Source organism: Mesorhizobium sp. M0296 (genome assembly GCF_040321675.1).
GTDB lineage: Bacteria > Pseudomonadota > Alphaproteobacteria > Rhizobiales > Rhizobiaceae > Mesorhizobium.
The window spans coordinates 207,116-232,769 of record NZ_JAMYRZ010000001.1; the positions used below are offsets into that span (position 1 = coordinate 207,116).

Genomic DNA, 25,654 nt, shown 5'->3' on the forward strand with positions numbered 1-25,654 from the left:
AAGTGAACCGTGCATGCCGCTCTATCCATGTGTTTTAGCCGCATTTGTGCGACGCCACGTGATTCCGCTTGGCTGCGAAATGCTCGAGTCTTCCCGTCATCCCCCGTACGGGGGATGCGGATGCTCCGATTTGTCGAATAGGCTGATCCTTTGGTCCCAAACGGGCTTTGCAAGCCCAATTTGGAGGCCCAAAATGGAGGGTTGGCTATGGGAAATCTGTTCCGCAGTTTTGCGACGATCCTGCTCGTCGCCGGTATGGGATTGTCGGCGGCGCATCTGGGCGAGGCGCAGGCAGCCAAGAAAGTTGTCGCCGGCGCGAAGGTCGACGCCAAGAAGATCAAGGACCTCAACGGCACGGTCAATCTGTCCACCAGCGACTGCAAGCTGTTGTTGAGCGGCACCGTCGTGGAAGTCTCGGATGGCAGGTGCGGGGCCTCCGGCAAATATTGCAAGAGCAGCGCCGGCTCGGCCTGCATCACCGAGCAATAAGCCGGCCAACGTTTAGCCGGCCTGGCGGATCTCCGCCTGTTCCTCGGCCCGGAAATGGCTGGGCGGCGATCCGATGACCCGTTTGAAGGCGCGGCTGAAGGAGGCGTCGGATTCGTAGCCGAGGCGCGCCGCGACGACGGAAATCTTGAGCCGGTCGCGGACCAGCCATTGCCTCGCCTGGTGCATCCGCACCTGCGTGACGTACTTTGCCGGTGTTTCGCCGACAATGGTTGCGAAGCGCTCGGCGAAACCTGATCGCGAGGCACCCATCATCTTCGCCAGAGCCTCCACCGTCCAGTCGCGGTTCGGTTCCAGATGGATCGCGGCCAGCACCCGGCCGATCTCGCGGTCCCTGACCGCCGCAATCCAACCGGAAGAGTCGCCGCAGCCGCGCTCGACCCATGAGCGGATGACGGTCGCGGCGAGCACATCGGCCAGCCGCGCCAGGATGCCGCCAGAGCCGACGCGCTCCATCGTCACCTCGCGGGCCATCGCTTCCAGCAAATGCGGGATACCTGGCTCATAGGCCTCCAACTCATGTGCGCGCATCACGTCCGGCATCATGCCGAGCAAGGGGTGCAAGCCATCGAGATTGAAATACATGCTGCCGAAAAACAGCAAGGTCCCCGGACGGCAGCCGGGCATGCCGTCATTCGACATGCAATAGACACCCTTGCAGATTTCCTCGACATCATAGCCGTGGATCGGCGCCGCCTCGATACCCGGCTCGCTCGCCAGCGTGTGGGCTGAGCCGCGCGGCAACAAGGCAGCGTCGCCCGCCTTGAGCTCGACCCATTCACCGGACGGCTGCAGCAACCAGCAGCCTTGGCGGCCGATGAAATGAAACCGTGCCGCCGCCTGAGCCGGAAAATGGATGCCCCAGGGTTCCTTCATCTCGCAACGGCCGTAATCGACGCCTTCGAGGCGCAATCCGCGCAATATGTCTGTCAGCGGATCACCGGTGATTGGAATTTTGGACGAACGGTCAAGCATAATGGTGTTTCTAGCATGGAAACTCCAGACAGTCACTCCCTATGTTGCATTGCAGCCAAATGCTGCGCTGCAACCAGATCGGAGATCCCTCATGACCGAACCCGCGACAGGCGTCATGGACGCCGTTCTCGACCCATCGGAAACCGGCGAACGATCCGAGCCCGCATGGGGGGCGGTGGTCTCCCTGGCGCTCGGAGTCTTTGGCCTGGTGACCGCGGAATTTCTGCCTGCCAGCCTGCTGACGCCGCTTGCACAGGATCTCGGCATCACCGAAGGCGCCGCCGGGCAGGCGGTAACGGCCACCGCCGTCATTGGCGCGATTGCGGCGCCGACCATGGCTATTGTCACCAAGCGGCTGGACCGCAGGCTGGTCATGTGGGCGCTGACGGTGCTGCTTGTGCTGTCAAACCTGGTGGCCGCGTTTGCGTCCTCGCTTCCCGTTCTTCTGATTGCCCGCATCATGCTCGGGATCAGTCTTGGCGGCTTCTGGTCGATGTCGGCAGCCATGGCGATGCGGCTCGTTCCGATGCGGCTGATGCCGCGTGCCATGTCGATCATTCTCACCGGCGTTTCGGTGGCGACGGTCTGCGCGGCTCCGGTCGGCGCCTATGTCGGCGACATCTGGGGCTGGCGGACGGCGTTCATGATCGCCGCCGTGGTTGGTGCGCTGGCGCTGCTGGTGCAGGTGGCTACCATCCCGAAGCTGCCGCCTGCAGGTACGGCAGGTTTTCGTACGCTGCTGGAGGTGATGAAGCGGCCGATGATCAGGGTGGCGCTGCTGGTGGTGCTGCTGGTCGCCTCGGGACATTTTGCCGGCTTCACCTATGTCCGCCCGTTTCTCGAGAAGGTGCCCGCGCTGGACATCGAGACGATCTCGCTTGTGCTGCTCGCCTACGGCATTGGTGGCTTCTTCGGCAATTTTGCCGGCGGCTTCATTGCCGAACGCAGCCTCAAGGCAGCCGTCAGCCTGGCGCCCCTGCTGATCGCGTTTTCGGCGCTCCTGCTGCTGGTGGTCGGAGGTTCACCCGTCGTGGCTGCAATAGCAGTGGCCAGCTGGGGCTTTGCCTTCGGCGCCGTCCCAGTCGGGCTGCAGACCTGGCTGGTGCGGGCCGCCCCCGATCAGGCGGAAAGCGCCGGTGGGCTCATGGTTATGACGTTCCAGGTCGCCATCGCGTTGGGCGCCGTCTTCGGCGGCCTGCTGGTCGACAATACCGGCGTTGCCACCGCCTTCGCCTATTGCGCGGCGGCGACGTTGCTTGCGGCACTGGCGGCGTTCTTCCTTGGCCCCAAGCCGATCGACGACCCCAAGGCCTAAACGGAACGGCCGTCGAAGTCGAAGACCGGCACGGCGGCGACGTCCAACGCCTCGATGCAATTGATATTGATATAGGCACTTCGCCCGCTCCCTTCGCCGACATCCTCGGCGAAGGGGTGAATGCCGCAGCTGCGGCAGAAGCGGTGGGCGATGACATGGTTGCCGAAGCTGTAGCGGCCGAGATCATCGCCCCAGGCAAGCACCCGCATGCTCTCATGCGGAACTGCCCATAGCAGTGCACCCTTGCGCGAGCAGATCGAGCAATTGCACCGAACGGCTCCGGTCAGCTCGCCTTCGACCTCGAACGCGACCTTGCCGCAGTGGCAGCTGCCTTGGTAGAGCATCGGGCCTTCCTCCTTCGGTTCGACAGGTGCAAATCCGACCGTGCCGGGCTATGTCTCCTGCGGCCAGTTTCTGGCTACTACCTTAAGACGTTGCAAGCGCGCGGAGTCCGACACCGAAAAATGCAATCAGCCCGCGATCACCTCGAAGCAATTCTTTCGCCTCTTGCCGCTCGCGTCGACGATGAGAGGGTTTTCGTAAAGCTCTACCCGGAAGCCGCACGGGCGGCGGCGGACGCCACCGATGCGCGGCGAAAAGCCGGCGTCACGCTCGGGCCGCTCGATGGGGCGATCGTCTCGATCAAGGATCTGTTCGATGTCGCCGGCGAGCCGACCACGGCGGGCTCTCTGCTGCTCGCCAACGCAGCGCCGGCGCTGCGGGATGCCATTGTCGTGCAACAGTTGCGCCAGGCCGGCGCAATCATCCTCGGCAAGACCAACATGACCGAGTTCGCCTTTACTGCGATCGGCGTCAATCCACATTATGGCACGCCCGGCAATGCTAGCGATGCCAGCCGTATTCCGGGCGGCTCCTCCTCAGGCGCCGGCGTTTCGGTGGGCGAAGGCACCAGCGAAATCTCCATCGGTTCCGATACCGGTGGTTCGGTGCGCATTCCGGCATCGCTGAATGGCGTCGTCGGTTTCAAGCCGACTGCGCGGCGCGTGCCGCTTGCGGGTGCGTTTCCGCTGTCAGCCACGCTGGACTCGATCGGTCCGCTGGCCCGCACCGTCGCCGAATGTGCGGCGGCCGATGCAGTGATGTCGGGCGAAAACCTGGCGGCACTGTTGCCGCTGCCGCTGGACGGCCTGCGCATCGGTATTGCGCGCGGCGTGCTGTTCGATGATACGCAGGAAGAGGTCGCGACGACGTTCGACCGGTGTCTGCGCAAGATAGAGCTTAGCGGCGCACGGCTTGTGGAGCTGTCGATCGACGACCTGCTTGCCGATCTGCGCGTGGCAACCCAACGCGCGTCGATCGCGGCGATGGAAGGGGCGGAGATCCATGCCGACTGGCTGGCGACGGGAGCGACGAGGCCGGTCGACCCGCGGGTAAGCGGGCCATTGTCGCGCGCCGCCGCCATTCCGGCCACGGTCTATATCAGGGCAATGCGCCGCCGCACGGCGCTGGCCGCCGCGATGGATGACCGGCTGGCGTCGGTCGACGTGCTGGCCCTGCCGACCACACCGGTGACGGCGCCGACGATCGTGTCGATGACCAGCGACGAGGCTCTGTGCAACAGGACGGAAGGCCTTCTGTTGCGCAACACGCAGGTCGCCAACCAGTTCGATCTATCAGCCATCTCGCTGCCGATGCCGGGAATGACGCGTCCGGCCGGGCTGATGCTGGTGGCGCGCAATGGCCATGACCACCACCTACTGCGCATCGCAGCCGGCGTGGAGGGGCTGCTTGCAAATTGATCGGATAGCGCGTGTCAGCGCGACGAGCAGTGGCCGCGTTCGCTGTCCTTGGCGGCGCGTTCGATGCTGGTGGCGACCAGCCAAGGCAGGGTGTACCGCTTGCCGTTGAAGGTCCGGGTGCGGTTCTCGATCGAGCCGACAACAACGACCTTGCCGGCATAGAGCTTGTCTGAAAGATCGAGCGCCTTGTCTTGCTGCGGCAGGCGATCGATGTCGATTGAAACGCCTTTGATGAGCTTCCCAGCAGCGAGGTCGAGTGCGCTGTTCGATGGACAGGGTGCCGCCACGCAGCGTATGCCGTTGTCGCAGAACACGTAGCTACCCTGTCCGTTGGCGAAGGCTTGCGCCGTCGCCACGCAGAAGCCGGCGGTCAGTAGGAATTTTGTGACGCTTGCCATGCTGGCACCATCGCCGGCGAATTCGGGAACATTGGGGCGCTTTCAGAAATCGGCAGGGAACCGCCGCCGGTAGTGCTCGACCACTTCGGGGTTGCGCAGATTGACCGGCAATCTGTTGGCCAGCACCAGCAAGGCTTCGCCAGCCGCGCCGACGCCCATGCGCATCATCGACTGCTCGGTAATCCCAGCCATGTGCGGGGTGACGATGACGTTGTCGAAGCCGAAATAAGGATGGTTGGGCGGTAGCGGTTGTGTAGCAAAAACATCGAGCGCAGCGCCGCCGATGCGGCCCTTCTGCAAGGCCTCGATCAGCGCGTCGTCATCGATCACCGGCCCGCGCGAAACATTGATCAGCAGCGCATCCGGCTTCATCCGCTCAATGCGCTCGCGGCTGATCAGCCCCCGTGTTTCGGGCGTCAGCGGGCAGCACAGAACGATGATGTCGCTCTGCTCGATGAGTGCATCGATCGACAGGAAGCCGACCCTGTCCGGCGCCGGCCGCATGCTGCGCGTCGTCGCCACCACATTCAGATCGAACCCATGGGCGGCGATGTGGCCAACCGCCTGACCGATCGCGCCGAGGCCGACAATGCCGATCGTCTTGCCCGCTAGCTCGCTGGCCACCACCGTGTGTTCGCGGCCCGCCAGCCAGCCCTTCGCACGCAAGTCGCGGTCCAACACACGGAAGCGCCTAAGCAGCGCCAGCGCCGCGAACATCACATATTCGGCGACAGATCGCGCGTTCACCCCCGGCACATTCGCCACCAGCACGCCGGCCGCATTGGCCGCTTCCATCGGTACCATGTCCAGCCCGGCGCCGTGGCGGATCGCGGCCCTGAGCTTCTTCGCGCCTTCGAAAAGCGCCGCAGGCAAGGGAGCGCGAACGATGATGACATCGGCGTTCCTCGCCTCGGCGGCCAGCGTGGCCGCATCGAGGGCGGAAGCAACGACGAGTTCGCCGGCCCCGGTCAGCATGGAAGCGGCACGAGGGTGCAGTCTGTGTGTTGACAGGATCTTGGGCATTTCAGGCCTTTTCGAGCGCAGGGCTTTCCGGTTCCGCCCCACGCCCCTCGATCAGCCCCTTCCAGTAGCTTTCCGCGCCTTGCAGGTGGGCGCTCATCAGCGCCTGGGCGAGATTGCCATCGCGGCGCAGCAGCGCCTCGTAGATCTGGATATGCTCGGCATGGGAGCGCACGCTGCGTTCGGGATCGTTGAAATAGATCGGCAGGCGCAGTTCACCCATCATGTAGTAGACGCTGCAGATATTGTGGAAGACGCTGTTCTTGGTCGCCCGCACGATCTCGAGGTGGAACTCGCGGTCTTCCCGGGCAAGCCCTTCACCGGCGGCGATGCGATCCTCGGAGGCCTTCAGGATCTCGCGCAGCCGCTCGAAATTCTCCTCGGTGGCGCGTGAACAGGCAAGTTCGGCGGCCTTGATCTCGTGGATCTTGCGCAACTCGACCGTCTCGTAGATCTGGACGGGATCGAGCGGCAGGCCGGCGCGGGCGAACAGCGCCATCGCCTCGACGCTCGCCTGCTTCGCATCGATGTAGATGCCGGATTTCGCCCGTCGCTCGACGATGCGCATGGCCTCGAGAATGGCCAGCGCCTCGCGGATCTGGCCGCGGCTGACGCCGAAATGCTCTGCCAGTTCGCGCTCCGACGGCGTGCGGCCCGTCTCCTTGTCCGAATGGGAGAACAGATAGGCGGCGAGTTCCGCGAGAAGGTTCTTTTCTTTCATGTCAGCCGTGTTGCGCGTGCGCCTCCAGGAACCGCTCCGAAATGGTGAATCCCAGCCCGGGTCTATCAGGGATCGCTACCATACCGTCCTTTGCTTCGACAGTCTCTTCGATCAGATCGTGGATCATCGGGTTGGCGCCGAGCGAATATTCGACGGTGAAGCTCGCCGGCGAAGCAGCGCAGACATGCAGCCCGGCAAAGAAGCAGGGCGCGCCGGCCCAAAGATGCGGCGCAAAGCGCAGATTGAAGGCGCTGGCGATGGTGCCGATCTTCATCGCCTCGCTGATGCCACCGCAAAAGGCCGGATCCGGCTGGAATATATCGGCGGATTTGAGCACGGCGAGGTCGCGGAAGGCATAGCGCGTCGCCTCGCTTTCGCCGGTGGCGATCGGGATCGAACCGCAGGCGCGCACCTCGGCCATGCCGGGCTTGTCGTCGGCGATCACCGGCTCCTCGAACCAGGCGAGATCGAGGTCGCCGGCGAGATGGATAAAGCGCTTGGCTTCGGCCACCGTGTAGGTGCCGTGCGCGTCGACCATCAGGTCGATATCGGGACCGAGCGCCTGTCTGGCGGCACGGACGCGAGCGGCCGAGATATGTGGGGCGCCGTCCATGGCGCCGACGCGCATCTTCAGCGCCTTGAAACCGCCCTTGGTGATGTAGGACTGCAGCTGGTCGCCGATGGCTTCCGCAGTGGCCCAGCCGCCGGAAGCATAGGCCGGCATGCGGTCCAGCTTGCGGCCGCCGAGCAGCCGCCAGACCGGAACGCCGAGCGATTTGCCAAGAATGTCCCACAATGCGATGTCGACGGCGCTGATAGCGGCGATGCTCATGCCGCGTCGTGCCAATTGCGGCATGGCGTGGCCAGCGCGAGCGGCGCTGTCGTGGCGCGTGCCATTATAGAGCATCTCCCATATGACGCCGATGTCAGCCGGGTCGCGGCCGACCAGCTGCGGGCCGACCTCGTAGTTCAGCAAATGGACAAGGGCGCCGTAGCTGCCGGCGCTGCCGGCGGCATTCTTGCCCTCGCCCCAGCCGACCAGCCCGTCGTCGGTCTCGATGCGCAGGATGGCGGCGTCGAACGTCGCTACCTGACCGAAGTCGCTGCGGTGCTGCTTCGCGGCTTCGATCGGTATGCGGACCCACCAGGCTTGGACCGTCTTGATGCGCATGTTCATCCTCGGCCCGGCCGCGGTGAGGCGGAAGGGCTTTTCCAAACGGCTCGGCTACTTGATCAGCGGCAGCAGCGTTTCCGCGTTGATGCGCATCTGGTCGGTGTAGAATTTCTCCGTGAGCACGCTGGAGCCGTGGTCCTGAATGAATTTCAACTGCTCCGGCGAGATGTCGACGGGGTTGCGTTCGACCATGTCGGGATAGGGGGCAGCCGGCGTGCGGTCGACGGGGGCGACGAATTCATTGGTCAGCGCGCCATCATAGCCGATCTCCTTCAGCGTGCCGACGATCTTCGGCCAGTCGATCTGCCCGAGGCCGGCGGCGAAGCGGTTGTTGTCGGCGACATGGAAGTCGTACAGGCGCTTGCCGACCTGCCGGATGGCGTCGTAGACGTTAAATTCTTCCATGTGGATGTGGTAGGCGTCGAGGCAGACGCCGCATTCGGGACTGACCGCATCGGCCAGCGCCAGTGCCTGGGCGCCGCGGTTGAACAGATAGGTCTCGAAGCGGTTGAGCGGCTCGACCGCGATCTTGACGCCGACCTTCTTGGCGTGGGTGAAGCATTCCCGGGTGGCGTCGACCACCCATTTCCACTCCTCTTCCTCGGTGCCGTCCGGCACCACCTTGCCGACGGTGGCCGGAACCAGCGTGATGATCTCGCCATCAAGTTCGCTGACCATGGTCAGCACGTCCTTGACATACTGCACCGAGCGCTCGCGTTGGCCCTGGTCCTTGGCGGCGAGATTGCGCTCGCCCAGCATCAGCGTCACCGCTCCCCAGCAGCGAATGCCGTACTCGTTCAACAGTGCGCGCGTCTCCTTAGGCTTGTACTGTTCGGGTTCGCCGGAGATCTCGATCGACTCGTAGCCGAATTTCTTGATGCGCTTGAGCGTCGTTTCCAGCGGCTCCGCCCGCATCCAATTGTGCGTCGAAAGATGCATGGTCTATCCTTCCCAGAATCGCCTGTACCAGTTCGCCTGCGGCGCACTCTGCCGAAGCGTGCCGCATGATTCCTCCCCAAGGCGTCCCAGCATTTTTTGCAAACTGGTTCGACCAATTGGGCTTGAAGGGACGTCTACAGTAATTTCATCTGGACGGCAAGAACTGCTGCCATCAAGCGTTGGCTCCTGTCTATGCTATTGATTATATTTAAACATGTGGCTTAACTCGGCATGGTTGCAGGACCGTCGCAGCGCTTCAAATGGCTTGACCAGATTTCGGCATTTGGTAATACCAGAATAGCAGCGCTGAGCGCGCTGTGCAAAGAGACCAAAGACGCTGGCCCTGTTTTCAATCGGCGCTATGCTTGGTCGTGAAACATAGGGAGATGCCGATGCCGACGACGATGAAGGGGCCTGGTCTGTTCCTGGCGCAGTTTGCGGGCGACGCCGCGCCGTTCAATTCGCTGGCCTCGATCACCAAATGGGCGGCTGGTCTGGGCTACAAGGGCGTGCAGATCCCGACATGGGACGCCCGACTGTTCGATCTCGAGAAGGCAGCCTCCTCCAAGGCCTATTGCGACGAGGTGAAGGGCATCTGCGCCGATGCCGGCGTCGAAATCACCGAACTGTCGACGCATCTGCAGGGGCAACTGGTGGCGGTGCATCCCGCCTATGACGCGCAGTTCGACGGCTTTGCCCCGGCTGCGGTGCACAACAATCCAAAAGCCAGGCAGCAATGGGCGGTCGAACAGATGAAGTTCGCCGCCAAGGCTTCGAAAAATCTCGGGCTCAAGGCGTCGGTGTCGTTTTGCGGCGCGTTGGCCTTCCCATACCTCTACCCATGGCCGCAGCGGCCAGCGGGACTGATCGAGGAAGCATTTGCCGAGCTGGGCAAGCGCTGGAAGCCGATCCTCGACGTCTATGACGAGAACGGCGTCGATGTCGGCTACGAAATCCATCCGGGCGAGGACGTGTTCGACGGCGCGACATTCGAGATGTTCCTCGATGCGGTCGGCGGCCACAAGCGCTGCAACATCAACTACGACCCGTCGCACTTCCTGCTGCAGCAGCTCGATTATCTCGAATTCATCGACATCTACCACGAGCGGATCAAGGCGTTCCACGTCAAGGACGCCGAATTCAATCCGACCGGGCGGCAAGGCGTCTATTCCGGCTACCAGAGCTGGACCAACCGCGCCGGGCGTTTCCGCTCGCTCGGCGACGGGCAGGTGGATTTCGGCGGCATCTTCTCCAAGCTCACCCAATACAATTACGATTCATGGGCGGTGCTGGAATGGGAATGCTGCCTTAAGCACCCGGAGGATGGTGCTGCCGAAGGCGCCCCCTTCATCCAGCACCACATCATCAGGGTGACGGAAAAAGCATTCGACGATTTCGCCGGCGGCACGACCGATAAAAAGGTGCTGCGCGAGATGATGGGGATCTAGCACAGATATCCCTCCCCCTCGAGGGGAGGGTCGATCCACGCAGCGGATCGGGGTGGGTCGCTGGGCGTAGAGCTCGGCATGAACCAACCCCACCCGGCCCTGCGGGCCACCTTCCCCTCAAGCGGAGGGGTATTTCAGTGACGAGGGAGAAAATCATGGTTGGCGCATCGAAGACGGAAACGGGAGGCGGTCCGATCCGTTACGGCATGGTTGGCGGCGGACAAGGCGCATTTATCGGCGCGGTGCATCGCATCGCGGCGCGCATGGATAACGAGTTCGTGCTGGTTGCTGGCGCCCTCTCGTCGAATCCGGAGCGCGCTAAGGCCTCGGCGGCCGAGCTTGGGCTCGATCCGGCACGCAGCTACGGCTCCTATGCCGAGATGGCCAAGGCGGAGGCCAAGCGGCCGGATGGCATCGAGGTGGTGGCCATCGTCACGCCGAACAATGTGCACGTGCCGGCCGCCAAAGCTTTTCTCGAGGCCGGCATCCACGTCATCTGCGACAAGCCACTGGCGACGACGCTGGCCGAGGCAAAGAGGCTGGCGGCGCTGGTCGAAAAGACCGGCAAGGTGTTCGTGCTGACGCATAACTACACCGCCTATCCGATGGTGCGGCAGGCACGCGAGATGGTGGCCAAGGGACAGCTCGGCGACATCCGCATCGTGCAGTCGGAATATCCGCAGGACTGGCTGACCGAAGACCTGGCCGCCACCGGCCAGAAGCAGGCTGCGTGGCGCTCTGACCCCAAGCAGGCCGGTGCCGGCGGTGCGCTGGGCGATATCGGCACGCACGCCTACAACCTCGCCCGTTTCGTCTCCGGGCTGGAGCTCGATTCGTTGTCGGCCGATCTCGATGCCTTCGTCCCGGGGCGGCTGCTCGACGACAACATCAATGTGCTGCTGCGCTTCAAGCCGGTCGGCGGGTCGCACCCCGCCAAGGGCATGATCTGGGCAAGCCAGGTGGCGCCCGGCCACGAGAACGGCCTGAAATTGCGCATCTACGGCTCGAAGGGCGGGCTCGAATGGGTGCAGGCCGATCCGAACTATCTCTGGTACATGCCGTTCGGTCAGCCGAAGCAGTTGATCACCCGAAACGGCGCGGGAGCGTTGCCCGTCGCCGGGCGCGTCAGCCGCGTTCCGCCAGGCCATCCGGAAGGCTATCTCGAAGGTTTCGCCAACATCTACCAGGAAGCCGCGCGGGCCATTCGTGCGGCGCGCCGGAGGGGCGGCAAGCCGGCTAAGGATGTCGTTTTCCCAACTGTGCAAGACGGCGTCGAAGGCATGGCCTTCATCGAGGCCTGCGTGAAGTCGTCAAAGAAGAATGGAGCGTGGACGAAACTTTAATCACTGCGTCCGGTTAACGGGAAGTCCCCCTCACCCGGATGCCAGCCGAATTGCAAGGGCAATTGGGGGCATTCCGATCTCTCCCCGAGGGGAGAGGAGATCGCCTGCGTTGGCGTCTGCACCTTCTCCCCAGCGGGGAGAAGGTGGCCGCGAAGTGGCCGGATGAGGGGGCTTGTGGCGAAGTCGCCGGAGGAGCAAGCCCGGCCGTCAAAGGGGAGGGGCGTCGATGAAAATCGGCATGTGCATGTTGTTGTGGACGACCAGTGTCATGAAAAAACACGAGCCGTTGTTGAGGGATATCAAGGCGACCGGCTTCGACGGCGTCGAGATACCGGTCTTCTCCGGCACGCCGGACGACTACAAGAAGCTCGGTGAGTTGCTCGACCGCATCGGGCTGCAACGTACCGCCGTCTCGGCGATGGGCGATCCGGCGATGAACCTGATCTCGGCCGACGCCTCGACGCGCAAGGCCGGGATCGACTACATGAAATCGGCGATCGACTGCGCTCAGGCGCTTGGCGCGAACACGTTGAGCGGCCCGCTGCATTCGACACTCGGAGCCTTCTCCGGCAGCGGGCCGACGGCGGCCGAGAAAAAACGTTCGATCGCTTCGCAACGCGCCATTGGCGACTATGCCGGCAACAAGAGCATCACCATCGGGCTGGAGGCGCTCAACCGCTTCGAATGCTATCTGCTCAACACGATGGACGATTTGTCGGCGCATATCGACGCGATCGACCGGCCGCACATCAAGGCGATGTACGACACCTTCCACGCCAACATCGAAGAGGCCGACCCGATCGGCGCCTATGTGCGCAACCGCAAGAACATCGTCCATATCCATATTTCGGAGAACGATCGCGGCGTGCCGGGCCGCGGCCACGTCCCCTGGAAGGAGACTTTCTCCGCCATTCGCAAGAGCGGCTACGACGATTGGCTGACGATCGAGGCGTTCGGGCGTTCGCTGAAGGATCTGGCCGCGGCCACCAAGGTGTGGCGCGACTTTTCCGAAGGCCCGGAAGCTGTTTACCGCGACGGCTACAGGCATATCAGGAATGGATGGAGGAAGGCGCCCTAACCGCACGCCTGCGCAACGCCCCCCGTCAGCCCTGGCCGGCCTGGATCCGGTTGTAGTCGTGGATCGTCCTGCTCAAGCGGCGGCGCAGGAAATTGGAAATGTTGTCGAAGATGAAAACGACGAGCAGGACCAAGAGCACCATGTAGAAGACATTGGCCCAGTTGGAATTGGTGCGCATGGCCTCCCAGAGCTTCAGGCCGATGCCACCGGCACCGACGGCGCCGATGATCGTCGCGCCCCTGGTGTTGGATTCCCACTGATAGAGTGTCTGGCTGATGAAGACCGGGATCACTTCCGGCAGCACGCCATAGCGCTGCACCAGCAAGCCGTTGGCGCCGGTCGACTGGATGCCCTCGCGTGGCTTGTCGTCGATGTTCTCGAGGCCTTCCGAATAGACTTTGCCGAGCGTGCCGATCTCGGTGAAGAAAATCGCGGCGCTGCCGGCAAGCGGCCCCGGGCCGAAGGCGCGGGTGAAGAACAGCGCCCAGATCAGCATGTCGACCGAACGCATGAAATCGAAGAACCGCTTTAGCACCTGGCTAAGCAGGCCGCTCGGGGTGATGTTGCGGGCGGCGAAGAAGGCGAGCGGGAAGGCAACGATGCCGCCGAGCAAGGTGCCGAGAAACGCCATGACGATGGTCTGGAACAGCTTCGTCCAGACGTCGCCATGCTGCCATTGGGCGTTGTTCCAGATATTATCGGCGGCCAGCGCAATGTTTGATGTGCCCGGCTTGAGCTGGGGTCCGGACACCAGCAACGAGACCACCTCGCCGGGCGACTTGCCGAAGAAGGGCGAGCGTGTGTCGAAGACGAAATTCGCCCAGCCGAGGAAGCGCTTGCGGACCTTGACGCGATCGACGGTTATACGGACCTCGCCGGCAAAGCCCATCCTGGCGACGATCTCATCGTCATGCGCGGTGATCCACTCCGGCACCGGGCCGGATATTACCGGTTTGCCGCTGGCCAAGGACACCGGCACCGTCTGGCCATTGGCGACCAGCGTCGCCTCGGTCTTGTCGAAGATGACCGATTTGGCCCGGCCGTCGATCAGGATGGTGTAGGAACCGTTGGCGTTGGTGATGACCCAATCGGGATGCGGGTCTTCGCCGAGCGCCGAAAAACGCGGGTATCTGGGTGTGATCTGAGGCTGGTCGAGACGGAATTCCGGCTGCAGATCGTAGCTGATCCATTGCGTCAGGAAGAGCGGCAGGCGCTCCCAGTGCGATTCCCTCAGCACTTGCGGCAGGCTGAAGAACCACAAGGCGTAGAGGAGATAGAGCAGGATGCCTGTGAACAGGACCAGCGGGCCGAAGCGTTTGTACAAGGGCCGCCGGAACACTTGGGGAAAGCGCTCCTCGATCGACCGCATCTCATCGGCGGTCATTGCGGCCATGGGCAGTCTTCTTGTTGATTTGCCATGATCTTTTCCAAAAACCGGAATCCACTTTTTGGGATCATGGTCAGGCACCCATCATGAATGCCTGCTCGCCGACGAGCTTGCGGCGTAGCCAGGCGGAAAACTGGTCGACGAGGAAGATCGTCGTGAACAGCAGCAGCACCAATGCCAGCGTCTTGGCGCCGAAGCCGCGCGAGATGGAGAGCTTCAGTTCCTCGCCGATGCCGCCACCGCCAACCGCGCCGATAATGGTCGAGATACGCACATTGATCTCGATCCTGAGCAGCGTGTAGGACATGAAATTGGGCAGCACTTGCGGCAGGCCGGCAAAGCGCACGCGCTCGAACCAGTTGGCGCCGACCGCCCGCAGGCCTTCTTCGGCGCGCATGTCGATGTTTTCGTTGATCTCGTAGAAGAGCTTGCCGAGGGCGCCGATGGAATGCAGGCCGATGGCGATAATGGCTGCGACCGGGCCGGTCGAGAGGATGGCTGCGAACAGGCCGGCAATGACGATCTCGGGGAAGGCGCGAAGCAGTTCCATGAAGCGCTTGACGACGAGCCTGAGCACCGGACTCGGCGTCAAGTTGCGCGCGGCGATGAAGGAAAAGGGCACCGCAAAGACAAAGCCGATGAAAGTGGAAACCAGCGCCACGTTAAGCGTGGTGAGCATCAGCTCGAAATATTCGGGTAGATAAAAGCCGCCCCAGAGATAGACGCGGCCAAGCGGGAAGTTGAACTCTTGGCTGCCCTTGTCGTGCGGCGATGTGATGTCGAACAGCGCCCGCCAGACGTCGTTCCAGTCCTTGGGAACAAGCCAACTAAGGAAATCCAGTATGTGCGGCAGCCGATCGAAGAAATGTCCGGCATTGGCCTCGTCGGCGAACCACATGGCTGTGCACATGGCGACAAGCAGTGAGCCGATGCCGAGCGCCGTGTAGAACCGGCGCAAGGACGTCTGGCGTCGCCAGGCGTCTGCTGCCTGCCGGACCGCGTCTGAACGAATTGTAGCGGCGAAGGTCATACGGGATCACGAGCGGACAAAAAAAGGTGGCGACCGCATCGGCCCGAAAGTCGACTTTCGGAAAGCACGATGCGGCATCTAAGTGTTAGAGCGTACTTTGTGCGTCCAAGTGGACGCACGTCGCTCTACTGGACGCCGCCCTTTCCGCAATTGTCGTCAGCCGCCGATCGCGGCTTTGCGGGCTTCGACGATGACGCTGTAGAAGTCCGGCTTCACCGGAACGTAGCCGGTGAAATCGCCGCCTTCGATGGCCTCGAAGCAAGGCTTGTCCTTGGCCGGCAGGCTGGTGAAGAAGTTGGCGAGCTTGGCGCTCATATCGCCGCCGAGTGCGGTGCGCACGACCAGCGGGCCGTTCGGGATCGAGCCGGAGCGCCAGACTTCGACGAAATCGTTGGGGTCCACGGCGCCCTTGGCGACTTCCTTGTGGAAGGTGCCGGAGGTGTAGCCGTTCTTGAAGTCGCCGATGCCCGAGGAATCGTCAACCGCCACGTCGACCTTGCCGTCGCGAACCGCGAGAAGGTTGTTCTCGTGGCCGCCATTGAACTGAGTCGAGGCGAAGAAGGTTTCGTTCGAAGCGCCGGTGTCCTTCGGGATCTGGGTCAGCGGGATCAGGTAGCCGGAGGTCGAATCCGGGTCGGCATAGCCGAGCTTCTTGCCCTTGGCCGACTTGATGTCGGTGATGCCGGACGACTTCAGCGCAAGGCCGATCGAATAATAGCCGGTCGCGCCGTCGGTCTGCTGGGTGGTGAGGATCGGGGTCACGGCGTTCGGATCCTTGAGGTAGACGCTGGCATAGCCCGACGCGCCAAGCTCTGCGAAATCGAGCGTGCCGCCGAGCAGGCCCTGGATAACGCCGTCATAGTCGGCGGCCGGGAACAGCGAGACCTTCTCGAAGCCGAATTCGGACTTCAGGTGATCGGCGAGGCACTGAAAGTTGCGCAGCCGGTCCGCTTCGTTTTCACCGCCAAGGATGCCGATGCGGAATTCCTTGATATCCTGGGCGTGAGCGGCGCTTGCCGCGATGGCGAGCAATGAAACGGCGCCAAAAACCATCTTCCTGAACATTATCTCTCTCCTGTTGGTCCCGGCCTCGCGCCGGTAGCGTTCGAATTTTTTGACAGGTGCCTTTGACGCGGGCGGGCGATCAGGCCGTTCTCAATATCCCGGGAATGCGGGCTCGAGCGGTCCGGCGGATGCAGCGATTTTCTGTTTGATGGCGACACTGGTGGAGGTGATGGCCTCGGAGATTTCGCCGCCATTGCTGTCGGCGCCGTAGACCATGCGCACGGCCTCGCGGTTGAGGGCTTCAGGCGGGCCGTCGAAGACGACCTTGCCGGCGGCCATGCCGATGATGCGGTTGCAGTAGGTGCGGGCCGTATCCAGCGTATGCAGATTTGTGATGACGGTGATGCCCTCGCGCAAATTGATGTCCTGCAGCGAATCCATCACCACCTTGGCGTTGAGCGGATCGAGCGAGGCAATCGGCTCATCCGCCAGCAACACCTTCGGCTGCTGCATCATGGCGCGCGCAATCGCAACGCGCTGCTGCTGGCCGCCGGAAAGCGTGCCGGCCGGCTGCAGGGCGGTGCGGGCGATGTCGAGGCGCTCGAGGGCTGCAACCGCCTCGGCGCATTCACCGCGGGAGAACATGCCAAATAGGTTGGACACGGTCGAACGGTGATTGAGCCGGCCGAGCAGCACATTGGTCAGCACATCGAGGCGCGGCACCAGGTTGAACTGCTGGAAGATCATGGCGCAGTCGCGCTGCCAGCGTCGGAGCGGCGAGCCGCGCAGCCGGGAAATTTCGGCGCCGTCAAAAAAAATCGATCCTTGGCTCGGATCGATGAGGCGGTTGATCATGCGCAGAAGCGTCGATTTGCCGGCGCCGGAGCGACCGATGATGCCGACCATCTGACCGTGCGGAATCGAGATGTCGACATTGCTGACAGCGGTGTTCTTGCCGAACCGGCGGGTGACGCCGCGAATTTCGAGCGTTGCTGACATTTCTGGCGTTGCTGACATGGGTAAGTTCCAGTCCAGTCGCGGTTGAAGGTCTGTTAACCCTCGCTAGCGCAACGGCATGAACCTGCGGTGTCGGATTGATGTCAGTTTTGTTACTGCCCACAGGCGCGTTTGGCGCGAAGGCGAGTTGACCCAAACCGCTGCCGTCCGGGCGGCTTGGATGGGATCAGCCGAGGATCAGCAACTCCTCGAAATGCTCCATGTCCCTGAAGCGGCAAAAGGCAGGTGGCCGCAGCTCGATCACCGGAGCCTGGCGGGCAAACAGCGAGAGGCAATCGTCGAACAGATCTTGCCACTCGGACGCCCCTTCGTCCGCCAGACGCCGGATCTGGTAGGCGAACGTGATGTGGAAGACGTAAGTGTCGTGGTCGGGATGCCGGTATCCGAAAGGCGCCGACAAGGCATCGCGCCATGCGCGCAGGATATGCACGTCCTCATCGGTTGCGCCGGCAACGGTCAAGCCCGTCGGCACGACATCGACGACCTTGATCTTGAAGGCGCCGTAGCCTTCGAAGCCGTTCAGGCGTTCCTGATAGAGGCGGGTCATGTCGTCGATGCTGGTGTCGAGCGGCACATCCTCCGGCCAATAGGGAAGCCGGCGGCGGTATTCGATGATGCCCTGGAACAGCGTCATGTGCAGGCTGGAGACGGGCGTGAAGGCCAGCCCGTCGGCATCAGGCATGGCGCGCATGCGCTCACGCACGTCGATGATCACCGCTTCCGAAGCCGAGCCGTTGACGAGATGGCAGACGACCGTGTTGCCGGGCTCGTTGAGAAAATTACCAGAGGTGTCGTAGCGCCTGCCGAGATGCACCGGAGGGGTCGGGTTCGAGCCGGCAAAGAATCCGGCGAGCGAAGGTCTGACTGAAACAGGCATTGCGATCTCCAAAGGAAGGCCGCGTCCTGCCCCGACGATGTGTCAGGGACATGAAAACCGTGCCAAGAAGTAGAATATCAAAGGCATGATTCGCCAAGTGATGCTGCCGGGGTTTCCACATCATCAAGATTGAAATAAAGATTCAAACTCGTATCAAAGAGAGGCTTCCTAATTGCTACGTTGGCGCCAGTGGTTGCGACTGTATGCTGCAGGGGTAGTCGCTGCGATGAGTTTCACAGTGGCCCTGGTTTTGACGTCCATTATATCGGGTTGGTAGCTTGAACCATCCAATATCTGGATACTTGTACAATTATGGAAATGGGCGTGACGCGGCCATTATTCTAATGATTCTCATTTTTTTAATCGTTCTAGTTACGATAAATTTTGCAAATAAAGTTGAGGAAAAAACCAAATCGCTTATAGATATTGGTTATGACAAAAAATTTATAGAACTTATCAGGTTAAATTAGACTGGTGTTGCTATTCTTATTACGTTAGGATTTCTTTCTATTATTTTGGACATTTGCCTGAGCGGCTGACTTATTCAGGGCGTCAACCCCCATGCTTCTCCAAAAACTGATTGGCCTCCAGCTCGCGGAAATCGTCGAGCGCGGCGCGCAGCCTTGCATGGTCCCAGTCCCACCAGCCGAGCGCCTGGTAGCGCTCCGCGGTGCGGCGGTCGAAGCGTTCGCGGATCGGCTTGGCCGGTACGCCGGCGACGACGGTGTAGGGCGCGACGTCCTTCGACACCACCGCGCCGGCACCGACCGCCGCGCCATGGCCGACGGTGACGCCGGGCAGGATGGTCGAGCCGTGGCCGAGCCAGGTGTCGTGGCCGATGGTGACGCGTTTGGCGCGGCGCTTGGCGAAGAATTCGCTCTCGTGCTCGGCGTCGTCCCAATAATCCGAGGCGCGATAGGTGAAATGGTGCAGCGTCGGCCGCCAGGTCGGATGGTTGGTAGCGTTGATGCGCACGCTTGCGGCGATGTTGGCGAATTTGCCGATCGTTGCGCACCAGACGCCGCAGTCCTGCATCATGTAGGAATAGTCGCCGAGCGTGCTTTCCGACACCCGGCAGCGCTCGGCGATCTCGGTCCAGCGGCCGAGCGTCGAGTTCTCGACTTGCGCCGTCTCGTGGACCAGCGGCGTTTCCGACAGCTTTCTTGTCATGCGGCAATTTTCCCGGCGGCAAAAGCTGTCACGTCGATGACGCGGTCGGCCACCGCCTCGCGCACGTCGTGGTCGTGGAAGATACCAAGCAGGGCAACGCCGGCCGCCTTCTTGGCCGCGATCAGCGCAATCACCACGTCGCGGTTCCTGGCATCGAGCGAAGCGGTCGGCTCGTCGAGCAGCAGGATCGGATGCTCGGTGATGAAGCCGCGCGCGATGTTGACGCGCTGCTGTTCACCGCCGGAGAACGTCGCCGGCGGCAGCGCCCAGAGCTTCTCCGGCAGGTTGAGCTGCGCCAGCAAGGCACGTGCCTTGCCGTGCGCGACCTCGCGCTCCTCGCCGCGCTCGACCAGCGGTTCGGCGACGACATCGAGGGCGGAGACGCGCGGTACGGTGCGCAGGAACTGGCTGACATAGCCGATCGTGAGCCGGCGCACGGCAAGCACGGTGCGAGGGCTGGCCGTCGCGAGATCGATGAGCCCGTCCTCGTGCTGGACGATGATCTGGCCTTCGTCGACCGCATAGTTGCCGTAGAGCATCTTCAGGATCGAGCTCTTGCCGGCGCCGGACGGGCCGCCGAGCACTGCACATTCGCCGCTCCTGATCGAAAACGACACGCCGGCGACGACAGGCAGTTTGATGCCATCGCGCAGATGCATGGTGAAGCTCTTGGCGACATCGGAGACGACGAGCGGGGTTGCCATGGTTACACCTGAAGTATCGAGGAAACGAGAAGCTGGGTGTAGGGCGCGCGCGGATCGTCGAGCACGCGGTCGGTCAGGCCGCTTTCGACGACACGCCCGTCCTTCATCACCATCATGCGCTGCGATAGCAGCCGCGCCACCGCAAGGTCGTGGGTGACGACGATGGCCGCCAGGCCGAGATCGGTGACTAGTCCGCGCAGCAGGTCGAGCAGGCGCGCCTGCACCGAGACATCGAGGCCGCCGGTCGGCTCGTCCATGAACACCAGCCGCGGCCCGGTGACGAAGTTGCGGGCGATCTGCAGGCGCTGGCGCATGCCGCCGGAAAAGGCGCGCGGCTCGTCGTCGATGCGGTCCTCGTCGATCTCGACGCGCGACAGCCAGTCGACGGCAGTGGCGCGGATGTTGCCGTAGTGGCGGTCGCCCACCGCCATCAGCCGTTCGCCGACATTGGCGCCGGCCGATACAGTCATGCGCAGCCCGTCGGCCGGATTCTGGTGGACGAAGCCCCAGTCGGTGCGCATCAGGAAGCGGCGCTCGGCCTCGCTCATGCGGTAGAGTTCGCGAAACTGGCCGTCGCGCATCCGGTAGCTGGCGGTGCCGGAGCTGGGCAGCAGTCGAGTTGACAGGCAGTTGAGCAAAGTCGTCTTGCCGGAACCGGATTCGCCGACCACCGTCAGCACTTCGCCCGGCCAGAGGTCAAAAGTGACGTTCTCGCAGCCGACGCGCGAGCCGTAGAATTTGGACAGCGCCGAGACGCGCAGCAGCGGTTCGTCTGTCATTGCGCCGTCTCCATTTTTCCTGGGGCAAGATGGGTCTCGGGCGCGAGATGGCCGCGGTGGCCTGCCGCGCGCCGCTTCTCGCAATGATCGGTATCGGAGCAGACGAACATGTGGCCGCCATGATCGTCGAGGATGACCTCGTCGAGATAGACGTTCTCGGCCGCGCACAGAGCGCAGGGCTGGTCGAAGGTCTGCACCTCGAACGGATGGTCCTCGAAATCGAGGCTGACCACCTCCGTGAAGGGCGGCAGTGCATAGATGCGCTTTTCGCGGCCGGCGCCGAACAATTGCAAAGCCGGCGAACGGTGCATCTTGGGATTGTCGAATTTCGGCGTCGGCGACGGGTCCATCACATAGCGGCCCTCAACCTTGACCGGGTAGGCGTAAGTGGTGGCGATGCGGCCGTGCCTGGCGATGTCCTCGTAGAGCTTCACATGCATAAGGCCGTATTCCTCCAGCGCATGCATTTTGCGCGTCTCCGTTTCCCGCGGCTCGAGGAAGCGCAGCGGCTCGGGGATGGGCACCTGGTAGACCAGCACCTGACCGGCACTCAGCGGATATTCAGGGATGCGGTGGCGGGTCTGGATGATGGTCGCCTTGGCCGTCTCGGTGGTGACGGCGACGTTGGCGACCTTCTTGAAGAAGGCGCGGATCGAAACGGCATTGGTGGTGTCGTCGGCGCCCTGGTCGATGACCTTGAGCACATCGTCCGGGCCAATGATCGAAGCGGTGACCTGCACGCCGCCGGTGCCCCAGCCATAGGGCATCGGCATTTCGCGCGAGGCAAACGGCACCTGGTAGCCGGGGATGGCAATGCCCTTGAGGATGGCGCGGCGGATCATCCGCTTGGTCTGCTCGTCGAGATAGGCGAAGTTGTAGGTGGCGATGTCCGCTGGTTGTGCACTCATTCCGCTGCCTCCCTCTTTTCTTCGGCCTTGCCGGCATTCTCGCGGGCATCATGCTCGGTGCGCATGCGGCGCACGAGGTCGAGCTCGGCCTGGAAGTCGACATAATGCGGCAGCTTCAGATGCTCGACGAAGCCGGTCGCCTGGACATTGTCGGAATGCGAGATGACGAACTCCTCGTCCTGCGCGGCGGCGATGACATCCTCACCCAACTCCGAGGCGCGCAGCGCGCGGTCGCACAGCGCCATGGCCATCGCCTTGCGTTCGCTCTGGCCGAAGACGAGGCCGTAGCCGCGGGTGAATTGCGGCGGCGCCTTGGCCGAGCCCTTGAACTGGTTGACCATCTGGCATTCGGTGACGCGGATGCTGCCGAGCGGCACGGCAAAGGGCAGTTCCGGCACGTCCAGTTCCAGTTCGACCTCGCCGATGCGAACCTCGCCGACGAAGGGATGGTTGCGCGCGTAGCCGCGCTGGGTGGAATAGCCGAGCGCCAGCAGAAACCCTTCGTCGCCGCGCGACAGCGCCTGCAGGCGGATGTCGCGCGCCATCGGGAATTCGAGCGGCTCGCGGGTGATGTCGCCGGGGGTATGATCCCCAGGCATGTCGCCGTCGGGCTCGATCAGGCCTTCGCGGGCGAGGATGGCCGAGACGCGCGGCATCGCTTCCGCCTCGCCGGCACGCTGTTCCGGCTCGGCGACTTCGCCGCCAGCGGCAAGCTCGGGATCGAGCAGCCGGTGGGTGTAGTCGAAAGTCGGGCCGAGCAGCTGCCCGCCGGGCAGGTCCTTGTAGGTCGCCGACACCCGCCGCTCGACCAGCATCGTGCCGGTGTCGATCGCCCTGGTGTAGCCGAAACGCGGCAGCGTGGTGCGATAGGCGCGAACCAGGAAGATCGCCTCGATCATGTCGCCGCGCGCCTGGACGATGGCGAGTGCCGCCAATTCCCTGTCGTAGAGCGAACCTTCGCTCATCACCCGGTCGACGCCGAGCGCCAGCTGCTCGACGATCTGGTCGAGGCGAAGTGCGGGCACCGAACGATCGCCGCGCCGGCGGTCGGCGAGCAGTTTGTGGGCGTTGCGAATGGCCGCTTCGCCACCCTTTACCGCGACATACATCCTATGCCTCCATCGTCTTGATGCGCGTCGTGCGCGGCAGGCAGGCAATTGCTTCGGACGTGGCGAGAATGATATCGACGCCACGCGGAAAGCGCTGGTTGTTCTGCTTCCATTGCTCGACGAAATGGCGCGGCATTTGCGCCGGCGCGATCGTCGCCGTCTTCTCGATGCCCGGGCCTTCGAGCAGCAGCGCAGCGCCGGAGACGAGATCGCCGACCTCGAGGATCAGCGTCGTCGAACGATCGGGATAATCCTGGGTGCCTTGCGAAAACCCGTCGAGCGCCATCATCTCGGCCGGCGTGGCGATCAGCGCGAAATGCGCGTCGGCCGGGGTGTTGGCCAGCGGCGCGCCGGTATGGAAGCCAAGCCAGGATTTCACCGCCGACGCCTGCAAAGCCGGGTCGAGCCAGAGCGGCGTGTCGTTGTCGCACAGCGCCAGCGCAACGGCGCCGGCGGTGGTCGACAGCGGCACCGGGGGGTGGGCGAGGGCCGGCAGCGGCTGCACGCTGCCCGGCCGCGCCATCGCATCCATGACGGCGCGGAATACGGTCTGCGCGTTGAATACCGGATCGGCGAAGCCGCCTTCAATGGATTGAGTGGCGATATCCATCAGTCTTCTCCGCGCACCATGGTGAAGAAATCGACCTTGGTCGCCGCCGTCTCGGCGCGGCGCTGTTCATGCGCCTTGGCCAGTGCCGCCTGCAAGGGCGCAACGATCCTGGTCTCGATCTCGTTGCGGTGGGCAGGATCCTGCCAGAGCGCGTCGGCGATTGCAGCCAGCCTTGCCTTCTGCTTGTCGCGACCAAGCGCGTAGCAGTGGCCGACATGGCCGGACGCAAGCCGCACCGTGGCACGGGTGACCGTCGCCTCGCCGACATTGAAGGGCGCGCCGCCGCCGCCGATGCGGCCGCGTACCGTAACCAGGCCGGTTTCGGGGCCGCGCAGAAGTTCCGCTTCGCAAGGCAGGCCGGCTTCGTCCCAGAGGCGGACGATGTCGTCGCCGGCCGATTGCGCCAGCGTCGCCATCACGGCCTTGCGCTCCGCCTGCTCTCGCGCTTCCCGTCCTCGCATGGCCGGTGCTCCTCGTCTGCGTTCATTTGTCTATTGATATAGACAACTATACAAATTATATCCATTATCTAGCGTGTGTCCATGACGGGCACGTGACACGGGCCAAAAGATCGGCGCGAGGAATTGGGGCGGGAGATGATCGGACAAGCCAACAGCATCGAGCGGCGCAGCGGTGTCGCGCTGTGGCGGCAGATCGCCGACCAGATCCTGCATTCGATCGCCGCCGGCGATTTTCCCGAGAATGCCGCGCTGCCGCCGGAGATCGCGTTGGCCGGACGCTATGGCGTCAACCGCCACACGGTGCGTAGCGCTATCGCAGCGCTGGTGCAGGAGGGTGTGCTCAGGGCGGAGCAGGGGCGCGGCACCTTCGTGCTGTCGCGCAAGCGGCTGTCTTATCCGATCGGCGCCCGCACCCGCTTTTCCGAGGGATTGCAAGGACAGGCGTCCGAGCGGCATATCACCTTGCTCGCGTCATCGATCGAGCCGGCCAACCGTCGTGTCGCAGAGGGCTTAGGCCTTGCGACGGGGGCCGATGTGATACGCCTGGAAACGCGCGGCGAAGCCGATGGAATGCCGGTGTCCCGCGCGGCCGGCTGGTTCGATGCCAGGCGCTTTGCCGGCATCGATGCCGCCATGGCGGAAACCGGTTCGATCACCGCATCGCTGGCACGTTTCGGCATCGACGACTATCTCAGGCAATCGACCGTGCTGTCGGCGCGCCATGCCGATGCCGCCGACCTTGCGGACCTCGAGCTGCAGCCCGGCGCCATCGTGCTGGTGACGGTCGCCGTCAACGTCACGCCCGACGGTCAGCCGATACAGTTTTCGGAGTCGCGCTTCCCGGCCGAGCGGATCGAGCTCAAATTGTCGGCGCTCTGAGATGCGGCAGCCCTGGCATCATCCGACTTGAATGACGGCCTTGATCAGGCCGGACTTCTCATGCGCCCAGCGGGCGAGGTCGTGCGGCGTCTCGCCAAACGTGGTGCGGTGGGTGACCAGCTTTGCCAGCGGCAGCGCGCCGTTGCGGATCGAGGCGGCGACATGATCGAAATCGGCACGCAGGGCGTTGCGGCTGCCGATCAGCATCATCTCGCGCTTGTGGAATTCGGGATCGGAAAAGGCGATGTCGTCCTTGACGACGCTGACCAGGACCAGCGCCCCGCCGTGCGCGACATGAGCGAAGGCCGACTGCACAGACCGGGTGTTGCCGGTGGCATCGAAAACCACGTCGAAGCCGTCGCCGCCGGTTGCTTCCCGCACCAGGTCGGCAGCAGCGCCCCGCGAGCCGTCGAGCGTCGCGAAGCCGAGTTCGCTTTCAGCAAAGCCAAGCCGTTCAGCGCTCATGTCGAGCAGCGTCACATCGAGCCCGGCGATGCGGGCGAACAGCGCCGTGCCGAGCCCGATCGGGCCGGCGCCGATGACCAGCGTGCGCGCACCTGGATCAGCCAGCGAGCGCCGCACGGCATGGGCGCCGATCGCCAGGAATTCGACGGCGGCAGCATCGGCCAGCGACAAGCCGTTTGCCGGATAAAGATTTTGCGCCGGCACCAGGATCTGCTCGCACATCGCGCCGTCGCGGTGGACGCCGAGCACCTCGATCATGACACAGCAATTCGGCTTGCCTTGCCGGCAGGCGATGCATTTGCCGCAGGCGAGATAGGGATTGACGACCACCGCTTCGCCGACGGCGAGATCGACGCCCTCGCCAACCTCGATCACGGTGCCGGAAACCTCGTGGCCCATGATGCGGGGATAGGCGAGGAACGGGTGCTTGCCTTCGAAGATGTGATAGTCGGTGCCGCAGATGCCGACATGGCTGACGGCGACCAGCGCCCAGCCGGCGGGGGGCGCGCCAGGCTCCGGGCGGTCTTCGAGGACAAGTTCGCCGGGCGAGCGGCAGACGACGGCTTTCATGCTTC

At 63.4% G+C, this 25,654-nt stretch carries 27 protein-coding genes; 7 read left to right on the forward strand and 20 right to left on the reverse strand.

Going from position 1 to position 25,654, the window contains the following annotated elements; all coding sequences use genetic code 11:
* Nucleotides 1-207: 207 nt before the first annotated feature.
* Nucleotides 208-489 (forward strand): hypothetical protein, encoded by a 282-nt coding sequence (locus tag NKI97_RS01045; RefSeq protein ID WP_352448400.1) that lies wholly within the window; start codon nt 208-210, stop codon nt 487-489.
* A gap of 12 nt (nt 490-501) precedes the next feature.
* Here NKI97_RS01045 and NKI97_RS01050 read toward each other — a convergent pair whose 3' ends face one another.
* Complete coding sequence (locus NKI97_RS01050; protein ID WP_352448399.1) at nt 502-1,482, reverse strand: AraC family transcriptional regulator; 981 nt, start codon at nt 1,480-1,482, stop codon at nt 502-504.
* 91 nt (nt 1,483-1,573) lie between these two features.
* Between NKI97_RS01050 and NKI97_RS01055 the strand changes: the two genes are divergently transcribed.
* Nucleotides 1,574-2,797, forward strand: a complete 1,224-nt coding sequence (locus tag NKI97_RS01055) for an MFS transporter (RefSeq protein WP_352448398.1) — start codon at nt 1,574-1,576, stop codon at nt 2,795-2,797.
* On the opposite strand, the gene NKI97_RS01060 is transcribed toward NKI97_RS01055, so the two are convergent.
* Nucleotides 2,794-3,141 (reverse strand): GFA family protein, encoded by a 348-nt coding sequence (locus NKI97_RS01060; RefSeq protein WP_023675184.1) that lies wholly within the window; start codon nt 3,139-3,141, stop codon nt 2,794-2,796. The two genes, NKI97_RS01055 and NKI97_RS01060, sit on opposite strands and share 4 nt — an antisense overlap.
* Nucleotides 3,142-3,261: 120 nt before the next feature.
* Between NKI97_RS01060 and NKI97_RS01065 the strand changes: the two genes are divergently transcribed.
* Nucleotides 3,262-4,557, forward strand: coding sequence for an amidase (locus tag NKI97_RS01065; protein WP_352448397.1), 1,296 nt, complete (start codon nt 3,262-3,264; stop codon nt 4,555-4,557).
* Nucleotides 4,558-4,571: 14 nt separating this feature from the next.
* Here NKI97_RS01065 and NKI97_RS01070 read toward each other — a convergent pair whose 3' ends face one another.
* The 5 genes from NKI97_RS01070 to NKI97_RS01090 are packed head-to-tail and all read right to left on the reverse strand — an operon-like array spanning nt 4,572 to nt 8,809.
* The gene (locus tag NKI97_RS01070) at nt 4,572-4,955 is read right to left on the reverse strand and encodes a DUF6748 domain-containing protein (RefSeq protein ID WP_023675186.1); all 384 of its coding nucleotides are present in this window, start codon (nt 4,953-4,955) and stop codon (nt 4,572-4,574) included.
* 42 nt (nt 4,956-4,997) lie between these two features.
* On the reverse strand, nt 4,998-5,978 hold the full coding sequence (locus NKI97_RS01075) for a hydroxyacid dehydrogenase (protein ID WP_352448395.1): 981 nt from the start codon (nt 5,976-5,978) through the stop codon (nt 4,998-5,000).
* A gap of 1 nt (nt 5,979) precedes the next feature.
* Nucleotides 5,980-6,696, reverse strand: a complete 717-nt coding sequence (locus tag NKI97_RS01080) for a FadR/GntR family transcriptional regulator (protein ID WP_352832222.1) — start codon at nt 6,694-6,696, stop codon at nt 5,980-5,982.
* 1 nt (nt 6,697) lies between these two features.
* Nucleotides 6,698-7,867, reverse strand: coding sequence for a mandelate racemase/muconate lactonizing enzyme family protein (locus tag NKI97_RS01085; protein WP_023675189.1), 1,170 nt, complete (start codon nt 7,865-7,867; stop codon nt 6,698-6,700).
* Nucleotides 7,868-7,921: 54 nt separating this feature from the next.
* A complete protein-coding gene (locus NKI97_RS01090; RefSeq protein WP_023675190.1) occupies nt 7,922-8,809 on the reverse strand; it encodes a sugar phosphate isomerase/epimerase family protein in 888 nt (295 codons plus the stop codon).
* A 392-nt stretch (nt 8,810-9,201) separates the two neighbouring features.
* On the opposite strand from NKI97_RS01090, the gene NKI97_RS01095 reads away from it, so the two are divergent.
* The 3 genes from NKI97_RS01095 to NKI97_RS01105 all read left to right on the forward strand — a co-directional run bounded on the left by NKI97_RS01095 (nt 9,202) and on the right by NKI97_RS01105 (nt 12,678).
* Nucleotides 9,202-10,257: a sugar phosphate isomerase/epimerase family protein gene (locus tag NKI97_RS01095; RefSeq protein ID WP_352832225.1), complete on the forward strand. Its 1,056-nt coding sequence runs from the start codon at nt 9,202-9,204 to the stop codon at nt 10,255-10,257.
* Nucleotides 10,258-10,412: 155 nt separating this feature from the next.
* Entirely contained in the window at nt 10,413-11,600 is a 1,188-nt protein-coding gene (locus NKI97_RS01100) for a Gfo/Idh/MocA family protein (RefSeq protein WP_352832228.1), read from the forward strand.
* A 226-nt stretch (nt 11,601-11,826) separates the two neighbouring features.
* The gene (locus NKI97_RS01105; RefSeq protein ID WP_352832230.1) at nt 11,827-12,678 is read left to right on the forward strand and encodes a sugar phosphate isomerase/epimerase family protein; all 852 of its coding nucleotides are present in this window, start codon (nt 11,827-11,829) and stop codon (nt 12,676-12,678) included.
* Between the two features lie 25 nt (nt 12,679-12,703).
* Here NKI97_RS01105 and phnE (NKI97_RS01110) read toward each other — a convergent pair whose 3' ends face one another.
* The 12 genes from phnE (NKI97_RS01110) to phnG form a co-directional block, all read right to left on the reverse strand.
* Complete coding sequence (gene phnE / locus NKI97_RS01110; RefSeq protein WP_352502606.1) at nt 12,704-14,071, reverse strand: phosphonate ABC transporter, permease protein PhnE; 1,368 nt, start codon at nt 14,069-14,071, stop codon at nt 12,704-12,706.
* A 67-nt stretch (nt 14,072-14,138) separates the two neighbouring features.
* Nucleotides 14,139-15,095: a phosphonate ABC transporter, permease protein PhnE gene (phnE, locus tag NKI97_RS01115; RefSeq protein ID WP_352539455.1), complete on the reverse strand. Its 957-nt coding sequence runs from the start codon at nt 15,093-15,095 to the stop codon at nt 14,139-14,141.
* A gap of 156 nt (nt 15,096-15,251) precedes the next feature.
* Nucleotides 15,252-16,160, reverse strand: coding sequence for a phosphonate ABC transporter substrate-binding protein (gene phnD, locus NKI97_RS01120; RefSeq protein ID WP_352448387.1), 909 nt, complete (start codon nt 16,158-16,160; stop codon nt 15,252-15,254).
* A 90-nt stretch (nt 16,161-16,250) separates the two neighbouring features.
* Nucleotides 16,251-17,117, reverse strand: a complete 867-nt coding sequence (gene phnC / locus NKI97_RS01125) for a phosphonate ABC transporter ATP-binding protein (RefSeq protein ID WP_352539453.1) — start codon at nt 17,115-17,117, stop codon at nt 16,251-16,253.
* Between the two features lie 166 nt (nt 17,118-17,283).
* Nucleotides 17,284-17,994 carry a DUF1868 domain-containing protein gene (locus NKI97_RS01130; protein ID WP_352539452.1) on the reverse strand — a complete coding sequence of 237 codons (711 nt, stop codon included), beginning with the start codon at nt 17,992-17,994 and terminating at the stop codon, nt 17,284-17,286.
* Between the two features lie 552 nt (nt 17,995-18,546).
* Nucleotides 18,547-19,164: a DapH/DapD/GlmU-related protein gene (locus tag NKI97_RS01135; RefSeq protein WP_352832233.1), complete on the reverse strand. Its 618-nt coding sequence runs from the start codon at nt 19,162-19,164 to the stop codon at nt 18,547-18,549.
* Nucleotides 19,161-19,868 (reverse strand): phosphonate C-P lyase system protein PhnL, encoded by a 708-nt coding sequence (gene phnL, locus NKI97_RS01140; protein WP_352832236.1) that lies wholly within the window; start codon nt 19,866-19,868, stop codon nt 19,161-19,163. The genes NKI97_RS01135 and phnL overlap by 4 nt, the downstream gene beginning before the upstream one ends.
* 2 nt (nt 19,869-19,870) lie before the next feature.
* Nucleotides 19,871-20,647 carry a phosphonate C-P lyase system protein PhnK gene (gene phnK / locus NKI97_RS01145; protein WP_352832239.1) on the reverse strand — a complete coding sequence of 259 codons (777 nt, stop codon included), beginning with the start codon at nt 20,645-20,647 and terminating at the stop codon, nt 19,871-19,873.
* Nucleotides 20,644-21,555 carry an alpha-D-ribose 1-methylphosphonate 5-phosphate C-P-lyase PhnJ gene (locus NKI97_RS01150; protein WP_352832242.1) on the reverse strand — a complete coding sequence of 304 codons (912 nt, stop codon included), beginning with the start codon at nt 21,553-21,555 and terminating at the stop codon, nt 20,644-20,646. Before NKI97_RS01150 ends, phnK begins: the two co-directional genes overlap by 4 nt.
* Nucleotides 21,552-22,664, reverse strand: coding sequence for a carbon-phosphorus lyase complex subunit (locus tag NKI97_RS01155; protein ID WP_352832245.1), 1,113 nt, complete (start codon nt 22,662-22,664; stop codon nt 21,552-21,554). The genes NKI97_RS01150 and NKI97_RS01155 overlap by 4 nt, the downstream gene beginning before the upstream one ends.
* A 1-nt stretch (nt 22,665) precedes the next feature.
* The gene (gene phnH / locus NKI97_RS01160; protein ID WP_352832248.1) at nt 22,666-23,274 is read right to left on the reverse strand and encodes a phosphonate C-P lyase system protein PhnH; all 609 of its coding nucleotides are present in this window, start codon (nt 23,272-23,274) and stop codon (nt 22,666-22,668) included.
* On the reverse strand, nt 23,274-23,735 hold the full coding sequence (gene phnG, locus NKI97_RS01165) for a phosphonate C-P lyase system protein PhnG (protein WP_352832251.1): 462 nt from the start codon (nt 23,733-23,735) through the stop codon (nt 23,274-23,276). The genes phnH and phnG overlap by 1 nt, the downstream gene beginning before the upstream one ends.
* A 135-nt stretch (nt 23,736-23,870) precedes the next feature.
* Between phnG and phnF the strand changes: the two genes are divergently transcribed.
* Nucleotides 23,871-24,614 carry a phosphonate metabolism transcriptional regulator PhnF gene (gene phnF / locus NKI97_RS01170; protein WP_352448378.1) on the forward strand — a complete coding sequence of 248 codons (744 nt, stop codon included), beginning with the start codon at nt 23,871-23,873 and terminating at the stop codon, nt 24,612-24,614.
* 18 nt (nt 24,615-24,632) lie between these two features.
* On the opposite strand, the gene NKI97_RS01175 is transcribed toward phnF, so the two are convergent.
* A complete protein-coding gene (locus NKI97_RS01175; RefSeq protein ID WP_352832253.1) occupies nt 24,633-25,649 on the reverse strand; it encodes a zinc-binding alcohol dehydrogenase family protein in 1,017 nt (338 codons plus the stop codon).
* Nucleotides 25,650-25,654 lie beyond the last annotated feature (5 nt).